This is a genomic window from Streptomyces sp. NBC_00376 (assembly GCF_036077095.1).
Lineage (GTDB): Bacteria > Actinomycetota > Actinomycetes > Streptomycetales > Streptomycetaceae > Streptomyces.
This window is the reverse complement of sequence record NZ_CP107960.1, coordinates 8,052,823-8,066,784: the sequence shown is the minus strand read 5'-3', so window position 1 is coordinate 8,066,784 and position 13,962 is coordinate 8,052,823. Positions and strand designations below refer to the sequence as shown.

The following is a 13,962-nucleotide window of genomic DNA, read 5'->3' as shown; positions in this document are numbered from 1 at the left end:
CGGCGTGCGCCCCGGCTCGGGCGATCCGCCGAACAAGCGGACTCCCGGACCCGGCCGGTCATCGGTTCGGCTGTCTCCGACACAACGTGATACCCCATCAGTAGAGTCGGCAGCGACCCGGCGACAGCTCGGCCGGAGCCCCGGGGTCCGACGAGGTGGCGGGACCCGGCCGGGCTGTGCGGACCCCGCTCGGCGCCACACCTCCCAACTCCCAGGAGATACCGTTGAGGATGCTGATCAACGTCCCCGAAACCGTTGTCGCGGACGCACTGCGCGGTATGGCCGCCGCCCACCCCGAACTGACCGTGGACGTCGAGAACCGCGTCGTCGTGCGGAGTGACGCGCCCGTGGCCGGGAAGGTGGCGCTCGTCTCCGGCGGCGGGTCCGGGCACGAGCCGTTGCACGCGGGGTTCGTCGGGCCCGGGATGCTCTCCGCGGCCTGCCCCGGAGAGGTGTTCACCTCGCCCGTGCCGGACCAGATGGTGCGGGCCGCCGCCGCGGTCGACAGCGGTGCCGGAGTACTGTTCGTCGTCAAGAACTACACGGGTGACGTACTGAACTTCGAGATGGCCGCGGAGCTCGCCGAGGACGAGGGCATCCGGGTCGCCCAGGTACTGGTCAACGACGACGTGGCCGTGACGGACAGTCTTTTCACGGCGGGGCGGCGCGGCACGGGCGCCACCCTGTTCGTCGAGAAGATCGCCGGGGCGGCGGCCGACGAGGGCGCTCCGCTGGAGCGGGTGGAGGCCGTCGCCCGGCAGGTGAACGAGGCGTCGCGGAGTTTCGGGGTCGCGCTCGGCGCCGTCACCACACCGGCCAAGGGCTCCCCCACGTTCGATCTGCCGGCGGGTGAGCTGGAGCTCGGGATCGGCATTCACGGCGAGCCGGGGCGGGAACGCCGGCCCATGATGACCTCGCACGAGATCGCGGACTTCGCGGTGCACGCGGTGCTCGACGACCTGCGGCCGACCGGGCCGGTGATCGTGCTGGTCAACGGCATGGGCGCGACGCCGCTGCTGGAGCTGTACGGATTCGCCTCCGAGGTCCAGCGCGTGCTGTCCGAGCGGAGTGTCGTCGCGGCTCGTACGCTCGTGGGGAACTATGTGACCTCGCTCGACATGGCGGGCTGTTCGGTGACGGTCTGCCAGGTGGACGAGGAGCTGCTGCGGCTATGGGACGCACCGGTGGAGACCCCGGCGCTGCGCTGGGGCCGATGACCCGCCCGTACCGCACCCGTCATGCTGGAGCGACAAGGAGATCATGTGCTCGACGCCGACTTCTTCCACCGTTGGATGACCGCGGCCGCCGCCGCGGTGAGCCGTGAGGCGGACCACCTCACCGACCTCGACTCCGCGATCGGGGACGCCGATCACGGCCGCAACATGCACCGCGGGTTCGCGGCGGTGACCGCGGTCCTCGGCGAGGAGTCGCCACAGACTCCGGGGGCCGTACTGATGCTGGCCGGAAGGCAGCTGATCTCGACGGTCGGCGGTGCGTCGGGCCCGCTGTACGGGACGCTGCTGCGGCGCACGGGCAAGGCCCTGGGCGATGCTCCCGCCGTGACGCCGGAGCAGTTGGCGGAGGCGCTCGGGGTGGGCGTCGCGGCCGTGGCGCAGCTCGGTGGGGCGCAGGCCGGGGACAAGACGATGCTCGACGCGCTGCTGCCTGCCGCCGAGGCGCTCGGCACCTCGTTCGGGGCGGCCCGGGAGGCGTCCGAGGCCGGGGCGCTGGCGACGGTGCCGATGCAGGCCCGCAAGGGCAGGGCAAGTTATCTGGGTGAGCGCAGCATCGGTCATCAGGACCCCGGGGCGACGTCCTCGGCGCTGCTGATCGCCGCGCTGGCCGATACGGCGGCGGCGAACGGGGGCGGCGCATGAGCGACGGGAATCAGGTCGGGATCGTGCTGGTCTCGCACAGCGGCCCGGTCGCCGAGTCCGTGGCCGAGCTGGCCCGGGGGCTCGCGGCGGGCGGCGCCACGGCGCCGGTGGCTGCCGCCGGAGGCACCCCCGCGGGGGGCCTCGGGACGAGCGCGGAACTGATCGCCGCGGCAGCCAGGTCGGTGGACTCCGGCGCGGGCGTCGCTCTGCTGGTCGATCTGGGCAGCGCGGTGCTCACGGTCAAGTCGATGCTGGCCGAGGGTGACGAACTGCCGGACGGCTCACGGCTGGTGGACGCGCCGTTCCTGGAGGGTGCCGTGGCGGCCGTGGTCACCGCGTCGGCGGGTGGCGACATCGCGGCGGTGGAGGCCGCGGCGTCGGAGGCGTACGGGTACCGCAAGCTGTAGCCGGGCGGGGCCGCCCGCACCCGTGTGGGGATGCGGGCGGCCCCGGTCCGGCTCCCGGTCGGTCAGGCGGCCGGAGCGGACCCGGCTGCGGCGACGGTGATCCGCACCTGCTGTGTCGTGCCGTTGACCGTCACGGCGAGGGTGATCGTGCCCGGCCGGAGCGCGGTGAGGGTGCCGGTGGACGGATCGAGGACCGCCGTGTGGCGGGGGCGGACGCCACTGCGGTCACCGATGTGCACGTTCGGCGAGCCGGTCCAGTCGGCGGCCAGCGGGAAGCCGACCGGGACGCTTCGGGTCCCCTGGGTGACCGTCGCGGTGACCTTCGTACGGCTTCCGGTGGCGAGCACCGACGGCGCGTCGATCCTCAGCGCGTCCACATGTGCGCGGGTCTGTACGGAGATCCAGTCGGGCCCGCCCTGCCACGGCCGTTGCCGCGCCGCGGCCTGGGCCCCCTGGCCGATGCGGTCGGCGCCGACCAGCGACCAGCCGGTGAAACCGCCGTCGTCCGCGGGTCCGGCCGGTGCCTTGCCGGAGTTGCCGTTGATCAGGTACGGCACTCCGTCGACGTGCGAGGCGTGGAAGACGCCGACGTGGCTGCCGATGAGGGCCGCGCCCTTGCCCGTCGTACGGCGGAAGTCGGCGAGCCACTGTTCGACCAGGGCGGCCTCCTTGCGGTCCCCGAGCTGGCTGCCCTTCTGCACGGTCGGATCGCGCGGCGGCACATGCTCGATGACCATCAGCGAATCGACGGTCCGGTCCTCGGCAGCCGCGTCCAGCTGGGCGCGGAGCTGCTTGATCTGGGCGAAGCCGCCGCCGCGCAGGCTGAGGCTGGAGGTGTCGAGGGTGACGACGCGGGTGCCCTTGTGGTCGAACGTCCGCTGGGCGGGCCCGAATTCGGTGATGAAGTTGTCGATCCTGCCGCCCATCACCTCATGGTTGCCCGGTACGTAGTACCAGGGCAGCGTGTCGCCGAGTTCCTCGGTGAGGATGCGGCGGGCGAAGGCCAGGTCCGCGGGCGATCCCTCGTCGACGAGGTCCCCGTTGACGACCAGGAAGTCCGGGGCCGCAGCCTTGATCTCGCGCAGGGTGCGCCGGGCCTGGGCGACGATCGCGCTGTCCGGGTCGCGGGCGACGAACTGGGCATCGGACATCACCGCGAACCGCCAGTCCCGGCGCCCGGTCACGGCCGCCGGGTCGATCAGCGGGTCGGCGGGAGCGGCCTGTTCGGGCAGGTCGACGGTGGGCGGGACCTGGGCGGTGAGTTCGTCGATCACGATCTCACCGGTGTACTGCTTGGCCGCCGCGGTCTCCGCGAGGTAGAAGCGGGACACGGAGAGCGGCATGGCGGCTCCCGGCGGCACGGCGAAGGTGACCTGCCGCCAGCCGTTCCAGGTGACGTACGGTCCGCGCAGCAGCTGGTCGGATCCGGCGGCGTCCTTGAGGTGCAGGGTCGGCCAGGCGCCCCGGCCGTCGCCCTTGATCCACAGCTTGAACGACTGGGGCTGGCCGGGCACGGCGACCGGCTGGGGCGGGGCGGCGTAGGCGGCGCGGGTGGCGGTGGACCGGGTGAAGTCGTAGGTGAGCTTCAGTCCGGTACCGGTGTGGCCGTCGGGGGTGGCCGCCAGCGATCCGTCCGCGCGCGCCTGGCTGAACTTCCAGGACCCGGCGTCGTCGAAGGTGGAGACGGCCTGCTCGGTGAGGCCGACGCTGACGGCGAGGACGGTCGTGGTGCCCGCGACGTTCGCCTTGATCTGCCCCGCGCCGGAGCCGGTGCGTGAGGCGACGGTGAACGAGCCCTGCCCGTCGTCGCGGATGTCGAAGAGGGCGTGGTCGTAGTCGAGTTCGATGTCGCGCGGCTCGACGGGGGCGCTGGTGCCGTGGGCGTCGAATCCGACGATGCCGAAGGTGCCGGTCGCCCCGGCGTCGGCGAGACCCACCCGCCGGGTGGTGGCTTCGGTCCGGGCCAGCTCGTCGAGGACGGTCAGGGACGTGCTCCCGCGCGCCGGTCCGTGTTCGGCGCGTACGTCGGTGGTGCCGCTGCGACGTGCGGTGAAGAGCCCGTCGCCGTCGACCGTGCCGACCGATCCGTGTGCGGTGCGCCAGCGCGGGGCGCCCTGCGCGGGGCCGTACGTCTCGTCGTACCCGGTCGCGGTGAGGCGACGGGTGAGGCCGGGGAACACCCGGTCGGGGTGGCCGCCCTTCACCGGGTCGGCGCCCGGCGCGGCGCCGGCGGGGGTGCGGGGCTCGACCCAGTAGCCCTTGAGCCGTCCGCTGCCGTCGGGTGCGGTGAGGGCGAGGCCGTTGGGTACGGTGCGCTCGCTGCCGTCGGACGGGCTGTTCTCCACCCGCAGCGCGTCGCTGCCGGGTTCGCGGGCGACGAGGGTCGACGATCCGCCGCCGTCCAGGTTGAGTGCGCTGTACGATCCGGCGCGCTTCATCATCAGGCCGAGTTCGGTGAGGGTGACGCCGCCGCTGTCGGCCTGCCGTCCGTCGACGGTGAGGATCTGCATGGTCCGGCCGTCCTCGGAGAAGCCGACGGCGGTGCGGGGTGCGGCGGTGTTGTTGCCCTCGCCGTCGTGGTTCTGCGCGACTCCGTCGACGACGAGGAGTTCCCGGCCGCCGACGGCGGTGCGCGGTACGGCCCCGCTGTCGGTGCGGGCCCGGTAGGTCAGGGACACCGGGTCACCGGGCTTCAGCGCGCCGAGTGCCACGGCGCCGGCCTCACGGCCGACCAGGACGGTGGTGCCTTCGGGTACGGCCCCGGAGCCGGGTGCGGGTGAGACGGAGACGACCTTGCCGTCCCGTACGACCGCTTCGGCGACCGGCGTCGCGCTGTCCACGGTCAGGGCACGGTCGGCGGTTCCCCAGGCGGAGGTGTACGCGCCGACCTGGCCGGCCGGCACGTTGGCCGCGTTGTAGGCGGCGAGCGGCCGCTGTCCGGCGGGCAGGGTGAGCGTGCCCTCGAAGTACAGGTTCAGGATGCGGCCCGCGCTGTCGGGGCCGATGCCGACGGCCCGGTTGATGCCGGGGGCGGGCGACTGGACGGTGGCTCCGTCCTTGATGCCGATGCCCTCGGGCGCGCCGGTCTGGTTGATGTCGAAGAAGTCGGCGTTGATCGCGGCTACGGTTCGGCGGCCGCGGCCCGCGTCGTGTCCGGCGGCGAGTTCGGAGACGCTGTGCCGTTCGGAGACCTTGCCGGAGGAGAGGTAGTCGGCGCGTACGCCGCTGCCCGCGAGGTCGACCGAGAGGTTGTCGACGCGCAGCCACTTGTCGGACTCGAGCCGGTCGTACGAGCTGAGGCGGACCCCCGGGGCGATCGGGCGGGAGGTGCGTGCGGTCTCGATGCCGTCGCCGTCCGCCACCGAGCGGGGCGCCCCCGTCGGGTTGCTCGCGGGTGGCGGGGCGACCGGTCTGAGGATCTCCGCGGAGGTGCGGGGTCGTGGATCGGGGTTCGAATCGGCGAGCGCGGGAGAGATCGCGCCGACGGTCAGGGCGGACACCGTCGCGAGCAGCACGGCCGGGCGCGCGAGAGCCCTGTGCCCGCGCGCCGCCCTCCCGCGCGGTCCGGTTGTCCTGCCGACTATGCCAAGGCCCACAAGTCCTCCTGGATTGCCAATGGTTGCGCGGCCCGGTCCGGGCGCGGGCGCTGTCGGCGGACAGCATGGCCGGGTGCGCAACGGCGCACCAGAGGGCATCGGGAACCTCGCGGCGAACAGGACGCGTCGGGTCGATGACGGCAATGATCAGCACGAAGGCTGTGTCGCCGACGGCACTCCGCCCAGGTCGGGACGCAGACTTGACGGCATGCCAAACCGGAAGCGTGCCAGGCGCAGTGCGGGCCTTCTCCTGTTCCGACGGTCGGGCGAGGCCGGTTTCGAGGTACTCATCGGGCACATGGGCGGCCCGTTCTGGGCGGGTCGCGAGAGTGCGGCCTGGTCGGTCCCCAAGGGGGAGTACGACTCCGAGGAGGAGCCGGCGGCCGCCGCCCGGCGTGAGTTCGCGGAGGAGTTCGGGCGTCCGGTGCCGGACGGTGAGTGGGTGGCGCTGGGCGAGGCGCTTCAGTCGGGCGGCAAGACCGTGACGGTGTGGGCGCTGGAGGCGGATCTCGATGCCGCGACGGCCGTCCCGGGGACGTTCACCATGGAGTGGCCGAGGGGGTCGGGTGTGCGCCGGGAGTTCCCGGAGGTCGACCGGTTCGCGTGGTGCACGCCCCGGGAGGCGGCCGAGCGGCTGGTCGCGGGACAGCGGGTCTTCCTCGACCGGCTGCGGGAACACCTGGTGGACGGGCGGGGGACGCCCGATCAGGAGGGGGCCTGAGCGGGCTCGCCGGACGAACGGGCGGCGGGGATCAGCCGGTCAGTGGTGCGCGCCCTCGCCCTGTGCCACCTCGATGCTGCTGTGCAGATCGTTCGTCGCGTCGAGCGCGGCGGCTCCGGAGGCGACCAGGCAGGCCAGCAGCACCGCGGCCGCGGCACGGCCGACGCGGGAGCGTGCGGTGTTCCGGCCGAGGAGTGCGGCGACGCGGCGCGGTACGGGCCCGGCCGCGGCGGCGAGCGCCACCCGTGGGCGGGGCTGCGGGGCGCCTTCGGCGGCGCGTGCGGCGAGGGCGGCCCGGCCGATGGCGCGGGCGGCGATCCGCCGGTCGCCGACCGCGGCGGCGGCCGCCTCGTCGGCGCAGCGTTCCAGGGCGTAGCCCATGGGGGCCCGCAGGGAGCGCAGCGCCGGGTGGCAGAGCGCGGCGGCTTCGACAGCGGCGACGAAAAGGTGGTGACGGCCCGCGAGATGGGCGCGTTCGTGCGCCAGCAGGGCATCGCGTTCGGCGGGGTCGAGGGCGCGCAGCATTCCCGTGGTGACGACGATCCGGCCGGGGGTGCCGGGGCGGCCGGGCAGCGCGTAGGCGTCGGGGCGGCTGTCCCGCAGGACGGCCAGCTCGCCGTCGGCGCGCCCGTCGAGCCGTCCGGCCCGGCGCAGCTCCGCCCAGTGACGGCGGGCGGCGCGGGCGACGGCGGCGGTGCAGCCCACGAGGAGAGCCAATGCGGCGGCGGCCAGCGGCAGGGTGGCCGCCGGGACGGCGTCGGAGAGCGGTCTGACCAGCTCGCCCAGGGCGAAGACCACGGAGAACCGGGTCGCGCCGGGCACCACGAGCAGGACCAGGGCGAGGACGCTGCACAGGGCGAGGCCGACGCCCGTCGCGGCGAGCAGCCGCACGGCGCGCACCGGCGAGAGCGCGTCCGCCAGACGGCGGGCGGCGGGCACCGCCAGGAACGGCATCAGCAGTGGCACCCACACGGCGTAGATCACTGGGCCTCCCCGGACACGGCGCTCGCGGCGGTCATGGCGCTGATCACGAGGGCTCCCCGGTCGCGGCCCGGATCATGATGTCTCCCCGTCGAGCAGGTCCCGGAGCAGCTGCTCGTCCTCGTCGGTGAGCTGTGAGACGAAGCGGGCCAGGACGGTGCTGCGGTCCTCCTGCTTCCGCAGTTCGCTGTGCATGCGGCGGGCGGTCAGTCCGGGCTCGTCCTCGGTGGGCGTGTAGGCGAATCCGCGGCCTGCCCGGGTGCGGTCGACCGCGCCCTTCTCGTACAGGCGCGACAGGATCGTGGTGACGGTGGTACGGGCGAGTTCCGCGCCGATCGCGCCCTGGACCTGGCCCGGGGTGAGCGGTGTTCCCGCGGCCCACAGCGCCGCCAGGATCGTGGATTCCAGCTCACCGGCGTGGCGCCGTTCGGCAGTTGCGGAGTGCGGTGCCGGTCCCGCTGCCGGTTCGCCGTGTGTCCGGGGGCCGGGTTCGCCGTGTGCGTGGGGGCCGGATCCGCCGCTCGATATCCCCTTCACCTGGGACATGGGAACTCTCCTCCCCCTTCGGGCGTCTACAGTGATGTAGACCGTCTACATCACTGTAGTCAGTCCGGGCGCTCCGTCGGGTCGCCCGCTCACCATTATGGGAGACCCTCCACCGTGTCCGTATTCTCACTGGCGTCCGCGCCACAGGCGGTGAACCTGCTGGACGCGGGGTCACTGCTCGGGGCGTTCGGCGCGCTCGGCATCGCCGTCGTGCTCTTCGCCGAGACGGGACTGCTCGTCGGTTTCTTCCTCCCCGGCGACTCCCTGTTGTTCACGGCGGGCCTGCTCTGCGTGTCCGGCGCCCATGGGCCGGTGCACCTGTCGTTGCCGCAGGTCCTGATCGCCGCGGTGGCCGGCGCGCTGCTGGGCGCCCAGACGGGTTACTGGATCGGCAGCCGGGGCGGCCGGGCCCTGCTCGCCCGCAGCCGCTCCAAGCGGCTGCACGAGGGCGCCGCCCGCGCCGAGGAGCTGCTCGGCAGATACGGCCACGCGCGGGCGATCGTGCTGGCCCGCTTCGTACCTGTCGTACGTACGGTGCTCAATCCGCTGGCCGGGGCACTCGGCGTCCCGGCCCGGGTGTTCACGCTGTGGCAGGCCGTCGGCGGGGTGGTCTGGACCGTCGGGCTCGTCCTTGCGGGGTACGCGCTGGGGTCCTCGGTGCCGAACGTCGACCGCTATCTGCTGCCGATCGTCGCCCTCGTGGTCGTGATCTCCCTCGTCCCGCTCGCCGCCGAACTGCTCCGCTCCCGGGGCCGGCGCACCCCCGAAGGGGAGAACAGTTGATGCCCATCGCCTCCATCGCCACCTCGACCGACGGCGGCCTGTACACCTGGATCACCGAGCTGGCCCAGCGCACCCCCGCCGCCGTGGACTCCGCCATCCGGATCTGGTCGGACTACGGGCTCGTCCTGTTCGCCCTGCTGATGCTCGCGTCCTGGTGGCGCTCCCGCTCCACCGATCCCGCGCGGACCGCCATGGCGCTCTGCGCCCCGCTCGTCGTGGTGGCCGCGTATCTCGCCAACGACCTGGTGAAGTCGCTCTTCCACGAGCAGCGGCCGTGCCAGACCCTTCATGTCGTGACGGTGGAGGCGTGCCCGGCGCTCGGTGACTGGTCCTTCCCCAGCAACCACGCCGCCATCGCGGCGGCCGCGGCGACGGCGATCTGGCTGGCCGACCGCAGGCTCGCGGCGATCGCGGTGCCCGCCGCCGTGCTGATGGCCGCGTCCCGGGTGTGGATCGGTGTGCACTACCCGCACGATGTGCTGATCGGGCTGGTGACCGGCGCGCTCGTCGCCTGGCTGCTGACGACGGCGGCGCGGCGCTGTGCCCCGGCGGTGGTCCGGCTGCGCGGCACCGCTCTGCGCCCCCTGGTGGCGACGCGGTGAGCCGGGACGTTCCGGGGCCGGTGGCCGCTACCCGGTGGCGCCGCCGGGCAGGCGGATGACGGCGCGGCCGCCGTCCAGGTCGACGGTGGAGCGGTGGGGCGGGGCGCCGTCCTCCTCGTCGTCGCGCATCAGCAGGGCGCTCCGGCGTTCCTTGAGCTCGCTCTGCTTGCCGGGCGAGAAGCTCGCGTGCAGCTGCTCGAACCCCGTCGCCGACACCTGCCCCTGCCGCGCGCTGTTGCGCCATGGCAGCAGGCCCGCCCGGCCCGCGCGCAGCATCAGCTGATCGAGAAAGGCGACCGCGGTCAGCCCGATCACGAGTCCGGGCAGGGTCATCAGCGCGACGAATTCCATCCGCCGAGTCTCCCCCTCGGGCGGCGCGCCGCGCATCGGTCGCGGGTATGACGATGCGGGCCGTCGCGATCCGCGACGGCCCGCACGGCCGTGAGCGAGGAGGGCCTCCCGGCCGGTCAGCCGTTGGGGAGGATGACCGCGCGGCCGTTGATCTTGCCGTGGTGCAGCCGCTCGTACGCCAGCGGTGCCTCGTCCAGGGAGTACGTCTCCACGTGGACCTTGACCGATCCGGCACGGGCGAGGTCGAGCACCTCGGCGAGTTCGGAGCGCGATCCCCAGTACGGGGAGGTCACCGTCGTGTTGTACGGCAGCGAGCCGAAGCCGACCGGCAGCGCGCCGCCGCCGAGACCCACGATCGTGACGTCGGAGTCGATGGCGGCCGCGGCCCCGGCGGTGGCGACGGTGGGCGGCGCGCCCACGAAGTCGAGGATGACCTGTGCGCCGATGCCGCCGGTGAGTTCCCTGACTTTCGCCGCGGCGTCCTTGTCGGACAGCACGGTCTCGTGCGCACCGACGGCGCGGGCGAGGGCCAGCTTGTCCTCGGTGACGTCGAGCGCGATGACCCGGACGGCCGTCATGGCGCGCAGCAGCTGGATCGCGACGTGGCCCAGGCCGCCGGCGCCGATGACCACGGCAGTGGCACCCGGCACCAGCTTGGGCAGCGAGCGCTTGATCGCGTGGTACGGGGTCAGGCCCGCGTCGGTGAGCGGCACGGCCTGGACCGGGTCGAGGTCGCCGAGGGGCACCAGGTGGCGCGGGTCGTCGACGATCATGTACTCGGCCATGGCGCCGGGCGCGCCGAGTCCGGGCGGGGCGATGCCGAGATCCTTGGCGCGCAGGCAGTAGTTCTCCTTGCCCTCGGCGCACTTGACGCAGGTGCCGCAGCCCCAGGGGCCGTAGACCGCGACGGACTCGCCGACCGTGAGCCCGCTCACGCCGTCGCCCAGGGCGGCGACGGTGCCCACGCCCTCGTGGCCGAGGGTGAGCGGCAGCGGGAAGGGGATCTGGTCCGCGGGCCAGCTCATCACGGCGATGTCGGAGTGGCAGACACCCGCGGCGGTGACCTTCAGCATCACCTGGCCGGGGCCGGGCTCGGGGTCGGGCACGGTGACGACCTCGGGTGCTGCACCCACGGTGCGGTACTGAACGGCCTTCATGGAATTCTCCTCACGTTCTCTGCTCCATTGCTCACCCCCGTTCCCCCGTCCGCCAGTCGCCCCCGTTCCCCCGTCCGCCACTCAGGAGGCGGAGTAGCCGCCGTCCACGAGGTGGTAGCTGCCGTGGATGAAGGAAGCGCGGTCGGAGAGCAGGAAGGCGGCGAGTTCGGCGACTTCCTCCGCCTTGCCGAGGCGTCCGGCCGGGTGCAGCGAGATCAGGTGGTCGCGGGCCGCGCTGTCGGTGTCGCGCAGCAGCGGCGTGTCGATGAAGCCGGGGCCGACGGCGTTGACCCGGACGTTCCGGGCCGCGTATTCGAGGGCCGCCGTCTTGGTGAGGCCGACGACGCCGTGCTTGGCCGCCACGTAGGCGGGCGATCCGGCGAAGCCGTTGGTGCCGAGGATCGACGACATGTTCACGACGGCGCCGCCGCCGGCCGCGACGATGGCGGGAAGCTCGTAGCGCATCGAGTAGAAGACACCGCCGAGGTTGGTGGCGACGACCCGGTCCCAGTCCTCGATCCCGTACTCACCGGTGGGGTTGCTGGGGCCGCCGATGCCGGCGTTGTTGACCGCGAGGTGCAGGGCGCCGAAGGTGTCCACGGCGAACCGGACGCCCGCTTCGACGGAGGCGGAGTCGGTCACGTCCATGGCGACCGCGGCAGCCTTGGTGCCGACGCTCTCCAGTTCGGCGACCGCCTTGCGGGCACTGGCCTCGTCGTAGTCGGCGACGACGACGGACGCGCCGCCTGTGGCCAGCCGGTGGGCCAGGGCCAGTCCGATGCCGGAGGCTCCGCCGGTGATGAGGGCGGTCTTGCCGGCGAATTCCTGGTCGGCGGGGGCGGGGGTGGTGCTCATGATTCTGTGCTTCCTTCCGTGGTGCTGTGCTGCGCCTGCCCGGCGGGGGGCTGCGCGAGCAGTTCGCCGGCGAGGGCGTCGAAGGCCTGCCCGATCAGTCGGGGCAGGTCGTCCGGTTGCCCGGCGCGTGCCCAGGCGGCCTGGGCCGCGAGGAGTGCCCCGGCGCCCGCGGCGACCGTGACGGCGGGGCGGATGTCCCGTCGCGGGTCGACCCCGAGCCGGTCCGCGACGATGGCGACCGATTCCTCCTGGGCGTCCACCCGGATGTGGTGGAACGCCGCATAGAGGGTCGGTTCCTGCTCGGCGAGGACCAGCAGGTCGAAGATCCGTTCGCGCCGGTGCCAGGCCTGCGCTCCGGGGGCTTCGAGCCAGTCCTGGACGGCCCGGCGGTAGGCGATGAGCGGGGGCTCGTCGGCGGGGCGGGTCCGCAGGGCGTCGTTGATCCGGTCGCCGTCGCCCCGGAGCGAGTCCAGGACCGCGACTTCCTTGCTCGTGAAGTACCGGCTGAAGGTGCGCCGGTCGACGTCCGCGCGTTCCGCGATCTCCTCGACCGTCACATTCTTCAGACCCCGGTCGAGCACGAGCTCGAACGCGGCCTGCGCCAGTGCGTCCCGGGTTCTGCGGGCCTTGCGGCTCCGCCGCTCCGGGGTCTTCCGTTCCGGATTCATAAATGCACCGTACACCTGAAAATGTCCCGACGCGACACAAGTCTCGTCGGGACATTTGATCGGCGCGGGACTGTCCGTCCCGGACGGTTACCTGCCGCTGGACGCGAAGGCCTCCCGGCGGGCGCCGTGGTCCGCCGTCCCGGTCCGGTACGGGGTGCCGGCCGGTGCCCGGCACAGCGCGATCACGGCGACGTCATCACGTCGTACACCGCCGGAGAACGCCTCCAGGTCCGCGTGGAGCGCGTGCAGGAGCTCGAACGGCTCCAGCTCCGTCCAGCGACTCAGCCGGGCGTCCAGCGGGTAGAAGGCGCCGGACGGGTCACGGGCCTCGGTCACTCCGTCGGTGCAGAGCAGGAGCGTGGCACCGGCCGGGAGGTCCAGCGGTTCCGCGACCCGCGCCTCCTGCCCGAGTTCCGCCATGCCCAGCGGAACGAACGTGCGGGCCAGCGGGAGCGCGCGGACCACGTCCTGGTCCAGCAGCCGGGGCGGCAGGTGGCCGCAGTTGACGGCCTGGACCCGGTCGCTCCCGTCGAAGCCCAGCACCAGTGCGGTGACGAAGCGCTCGGTCTCACCGGTCTGGGCGGAGAACGCGTTGTGCCGGGCGACCGCGTCCTCCAGGGCGTCGACCACCCCGGTCAGGTCGGGCTCCCGGATGGCCGCTTCCCGGAACGCTCCGAGCACGGCGAAGCCCACCCCGATCGCGGCGAGTCCCTTGCCCTGGACGTCCCCGATGATCGCCCGGGTTCCGTAGGGCGACTCGACGACCTCGTAGATGTCGCCACCGACCAGCCGGTCCTCCTCGATCGGTGTGTAGATGCCGTGGGCGAGGACCTGGTCGGTCAGGATGGGCAGCGGGCGCAGGATCTGACGCTGGAGCGCCCCGGCGGCGGAGCGCAGCCTGGCGATCTCGGTGGCATGGCGGATCCGCAGCACGCACGAGCCGACCCCCAGGAAGCAGGCCAGCACGGTGAAGGCGACGCTGCTGGCGGTGTCCCAGAACGTTCCGCCGGCCACCAGGCGGGAGCAGACGACGACGGCCGTGACCCAGGTGGCCACGCCGATGGTCTGCCGGACCGTCCCGAAGACGGAGACCAGGGCGGGGACGACCACCATCAGCGGTACGAGGTGCAGGTCCTTGCCGGTCCGGAAGTCCAGGAGGACGACCAGGACGGTCAGCAGTGCCAACCCTGCGAACAGCGCCGGGTTCCCGACCCGTGGCGCACGTACGGCCGCCTCCCCCGCGTCCATGCCCGGGAGCGCCGCTCCACATGTCGCAGGCTGGCACTGAGGCCCGATCGTCACCGCCGACTCCTCCCAGGATCTGCCGGCACGGTGCCGACGTTCCCTCCCAGTGCACCCGGTTCCGAGGGGCGGCGCACGTGGCTTATGGCCTCCCGGGGGCGCCGAAGGTCCCGACC

Annotated in this window: 14 protein-coding genes; 6 read left to right on the top strand and 8 right to left on the bottom strand. The window is 73.2% G+C overall.

Annotated features, from left to right (window positions below; genetic code table 11):
- Window positions 1-224 precede the first annotated feature (224 nt).
- The 3 genes from dhaK to OG842_RS36155 are packed head-to-tail and all read left to right on the top strand — an operon-like array spanning window position 225 to window position 2,284.
- Entirely contained in the window at window positions 225-1,217 is a 993-nt protein-coding gene (gene dhaK, locus OG842_RS36165) for a dihydroxyacetone kinase subunit DhaK (RefSeq protein WP_266734799.1), read from the top strand.
- Between the two features lie 45 nt (window positions 1,218-1,262).
- Window positions 1,263-1,877, top strand: a complete 615-nt coding sequence (dhaL, locus tag OG842_RS36160) for a dihydroxyacetone kinase subunit DhaL (RefSeq protein WP_266737256.1) — start codon at window positions 1,263-1,265, stop codon at window positions 1,875-1,877.
- On the top strand, window positions 1,874-2,284 hold the full coding sequence (locus OG842_RS36155; protein WP_266734801.1) for a PTS-dependent dihydroxyacetone kinase phosphotransferase subunit DhaM: 411 nt from the start codon (window positions 1,874-1,876) through the stop codon (window positions 2,282-2,284). The genes dhaL and OG842_RS36155 overlap by 4 nt, the downstream gene beginning before the upstream one ends.
- A gap of 62 nt (window positions 2,285-2,346) precedes the next feature.
- Here the strand turns inward: OG842_RS36155 and OG842_RS36150 are convergent, their stop codons facing one another.
- Window positions 2,347-5,796, bottom strand: coding sequence for a phosphodiester glycosidase family protein (locus OG842_RS36150; RefSeq protein WP_443064077.1), 3,450 nt, complete (start codon window positions 5,794-5,796; stop codon window positions 2,347-2,349).
- A 292-nt stretch (window positions 5,797-6,088) separates the two neighbouring features.
- Between OG842_RS36150 and OG842_RS36145 the strand changes: the two genes are divergently transcribed.
- On the top strand, window positions 6,089-6,601 hold the full coding sequence (locus OG842_RS36145; RefSeq protein WP_266734804.1) for an NUDIX domain-containing protein: 513 nt from the start codon (window positions 6,089-6,091) through the stop codon (window positions 6,599-6,601).
- A 39-nt stretch (window positions 6,602-6,640) separates the two neighbouring features.
- On the opposite strand, the gene OG842_RS36140 is transcribed toward OG842_RS36145, so the two are convergent.
- Window positions 6,641-7,585, bottom strand: coding sequence for a M48 family metalloprotease (locus tag OG842_RS36140; protein ID WP_266734805.1), 945 nt, complete (start codon window positions 7,583-7,585; stop codon window positions 6,641-6,643).
- Window positions 7,586-7,657: 72 nt separating this feature from the next.
- The gene (locus tag OG842_RS36135; RefSeq protein WP_266737258.1) at window positions 7,658-7,990 is read right to left on the bottom strand and encodes a BlaI/MecI/CopY family transcriptional regulator; all 333 of its coding nucleotides are present in this window, start codon (window positions 7,988-7,990) and stop codon (window positions 7,658-7,660) included.
- 252 nt (window positions 7,991-8,242) lie between these two features.
- On the opposite strand from OG842_RS36135, the gene OG842_RS36130 reads away from it, so the two are divergent.
- A complete protein-coding gene (locus OG842_RS36130) occupies window positions 8,243-8,911 on the top strand; it encodes a DedA family protein (protein ID WP_266734806.1) in 669 nt (222 codons plus the stop codon).
- Window positions 8,911-9,513 carry a phosphatase PAP2 family protein gene (locus OG842_RS36125; protein WP_266734807.1) on the top strand — a complete coding sequence of 201 codons (603 nt, stop codon included), beginning with the start codon at window positions 8,911-8,913 and terminating at the stop codon, window positions 9,511-9,513. Before OG842_RS36130 ends, OG842_RS36125 begins: the two co-directional genes overlap by 1 nt.
- A 27-nt stretch (window positions 9,514-9,540) precedes the next feature.
- Here the strand turns inward: OG842_RS36125 and OG842_RS36120 are convergent, their stop codons facing one another.
- The 5 genes from OG842_RS36120 to OG842_RS36100 all read right to left on the bottom strand — a co-directional run bounded on the left by OG842_RS36120 (window position 9,541) and on the right by OG842_RS36100 (window position 13,792).
- Window positions 9,541-9,864: a DUF6191 domain-containing protein gene (locus OG842_RS36120; protein ID WP_266734809.1), complete on the bottom strand. Its 324-nt coding sequence runs from the start codon at window positions 9,862-9,864 to the stop codon at window positions 9,541-9,543.
- A 116-nt stretch (window positions 9,865-9,980) separates the two neighbouring features.
- Complete coding sequence (locus OG842_RS36115; RefSeq protein ID WP_266734810.1) at window positions 9,981-11,021, bottom strand: NAD(P)-dependent alcohol dehydrogenase; 1,041 nt, start codon at window positions 11,019-11,021, stop codon at window positions 9,981-9,983.
- A gap of 81 nt (window positions 11,022-11,102) precedes the next feature.
- Window positions 11,103-11,876, bottom strand: coding sequence for an SDR family NAD(P)-dependent oxidoreductase (locus tag OG842_RS36110; protein ID WP_266734812.1), 774 nt, complete (start codon window positions 11,874-11,876; stop codon window positions 11,103-11,105).
- Window positions 11,873-12,544 carry a TetR family transcriptional regulator gene (locus OG842_RS36105; protein WP_266734813.1) on the bottom strand — a complete coding sequence of 224 codons (672 nt, stop codon included), beginning with the start codon at window positions 12,542-12,544 and terminating at the stop codon, window positions 11,873-11,875. Before OG842_RS36105 ends, OG842_RS36110 begins: the two co-directional genes overlap by 4 nt.
- A gap of 87 nt (window positions 12,545-12,631) precedes the next feature.
- Window positions 12,632-13,792, bottom strand: a complete 1,161-nt coding sequence (locus OG842_RS36100; RefSeq protein WP_266734814.1) for a PP2C family protein-serine/threonine phosphatase — start codon at window positions 13,790-13,792, stop codon at window positions 12,632-12,634.
- Window positions 13,793-13,962 lie beyond the last annotated feature (170 nt).

Coding starts and splice junctions, on each gene's coding strand:
- OG842_RS36155 (WP_266734801.1), top strand. CDS start 1,874: ATGAGCGACGGGAATCAGGTCGGGATCGTGCTGGTCTCGCACAGCGGC.
- OG842_RS36145 (WP_266734804.1), top strand. CDS start 6,089: ATGCCAAACCGGAAGCGTGCCAGGCGCAGTGCGGGCCTTCTCCTGTTC.
- OG842_RS36125 (WP_266734807.1), top strand. CDS start 8,911: ATGCCCATCGCCTCCATCGCCACCTCGACCGACGGCGGCCTGTACACC.
- OG842_RS36120 (WP_266734809.1), bottom strand. CDS start 9,864: ATGGAATTCGTCGCGCTGATGACCCTGCCCGGACTCGTGATCGGGCTG.
- OG842_RS36115 (WP_266734810.1), bottom strand. CDS start 11,021: ATGAAGGCCGTTCAGTACCGCACCGTGGGTGCAGCACCCGAGGTCGTC.
- OG842_RS36110 (WP_266734812.1), bottom strand. CDS start 11,876: ATGAGCACCACCCCCGCCCCCGCCGACCAGGAATTCGCCGGCAAGACC.
- OG842_RS36105 (WP_266734813.1), bottom strand. CDS start 12,544: ATGAATCCGGAACGGAAGACCCCGGAGCGGCGGAGCCGCAAGGCCCGC.
- OG842_RS36100 (WP_266734814.1), bottom strand. CDS start 13,792: ATGGACGCGGGGGAGGCGGCCGTACGTGCGCCACGGGTCGGGAACCCG.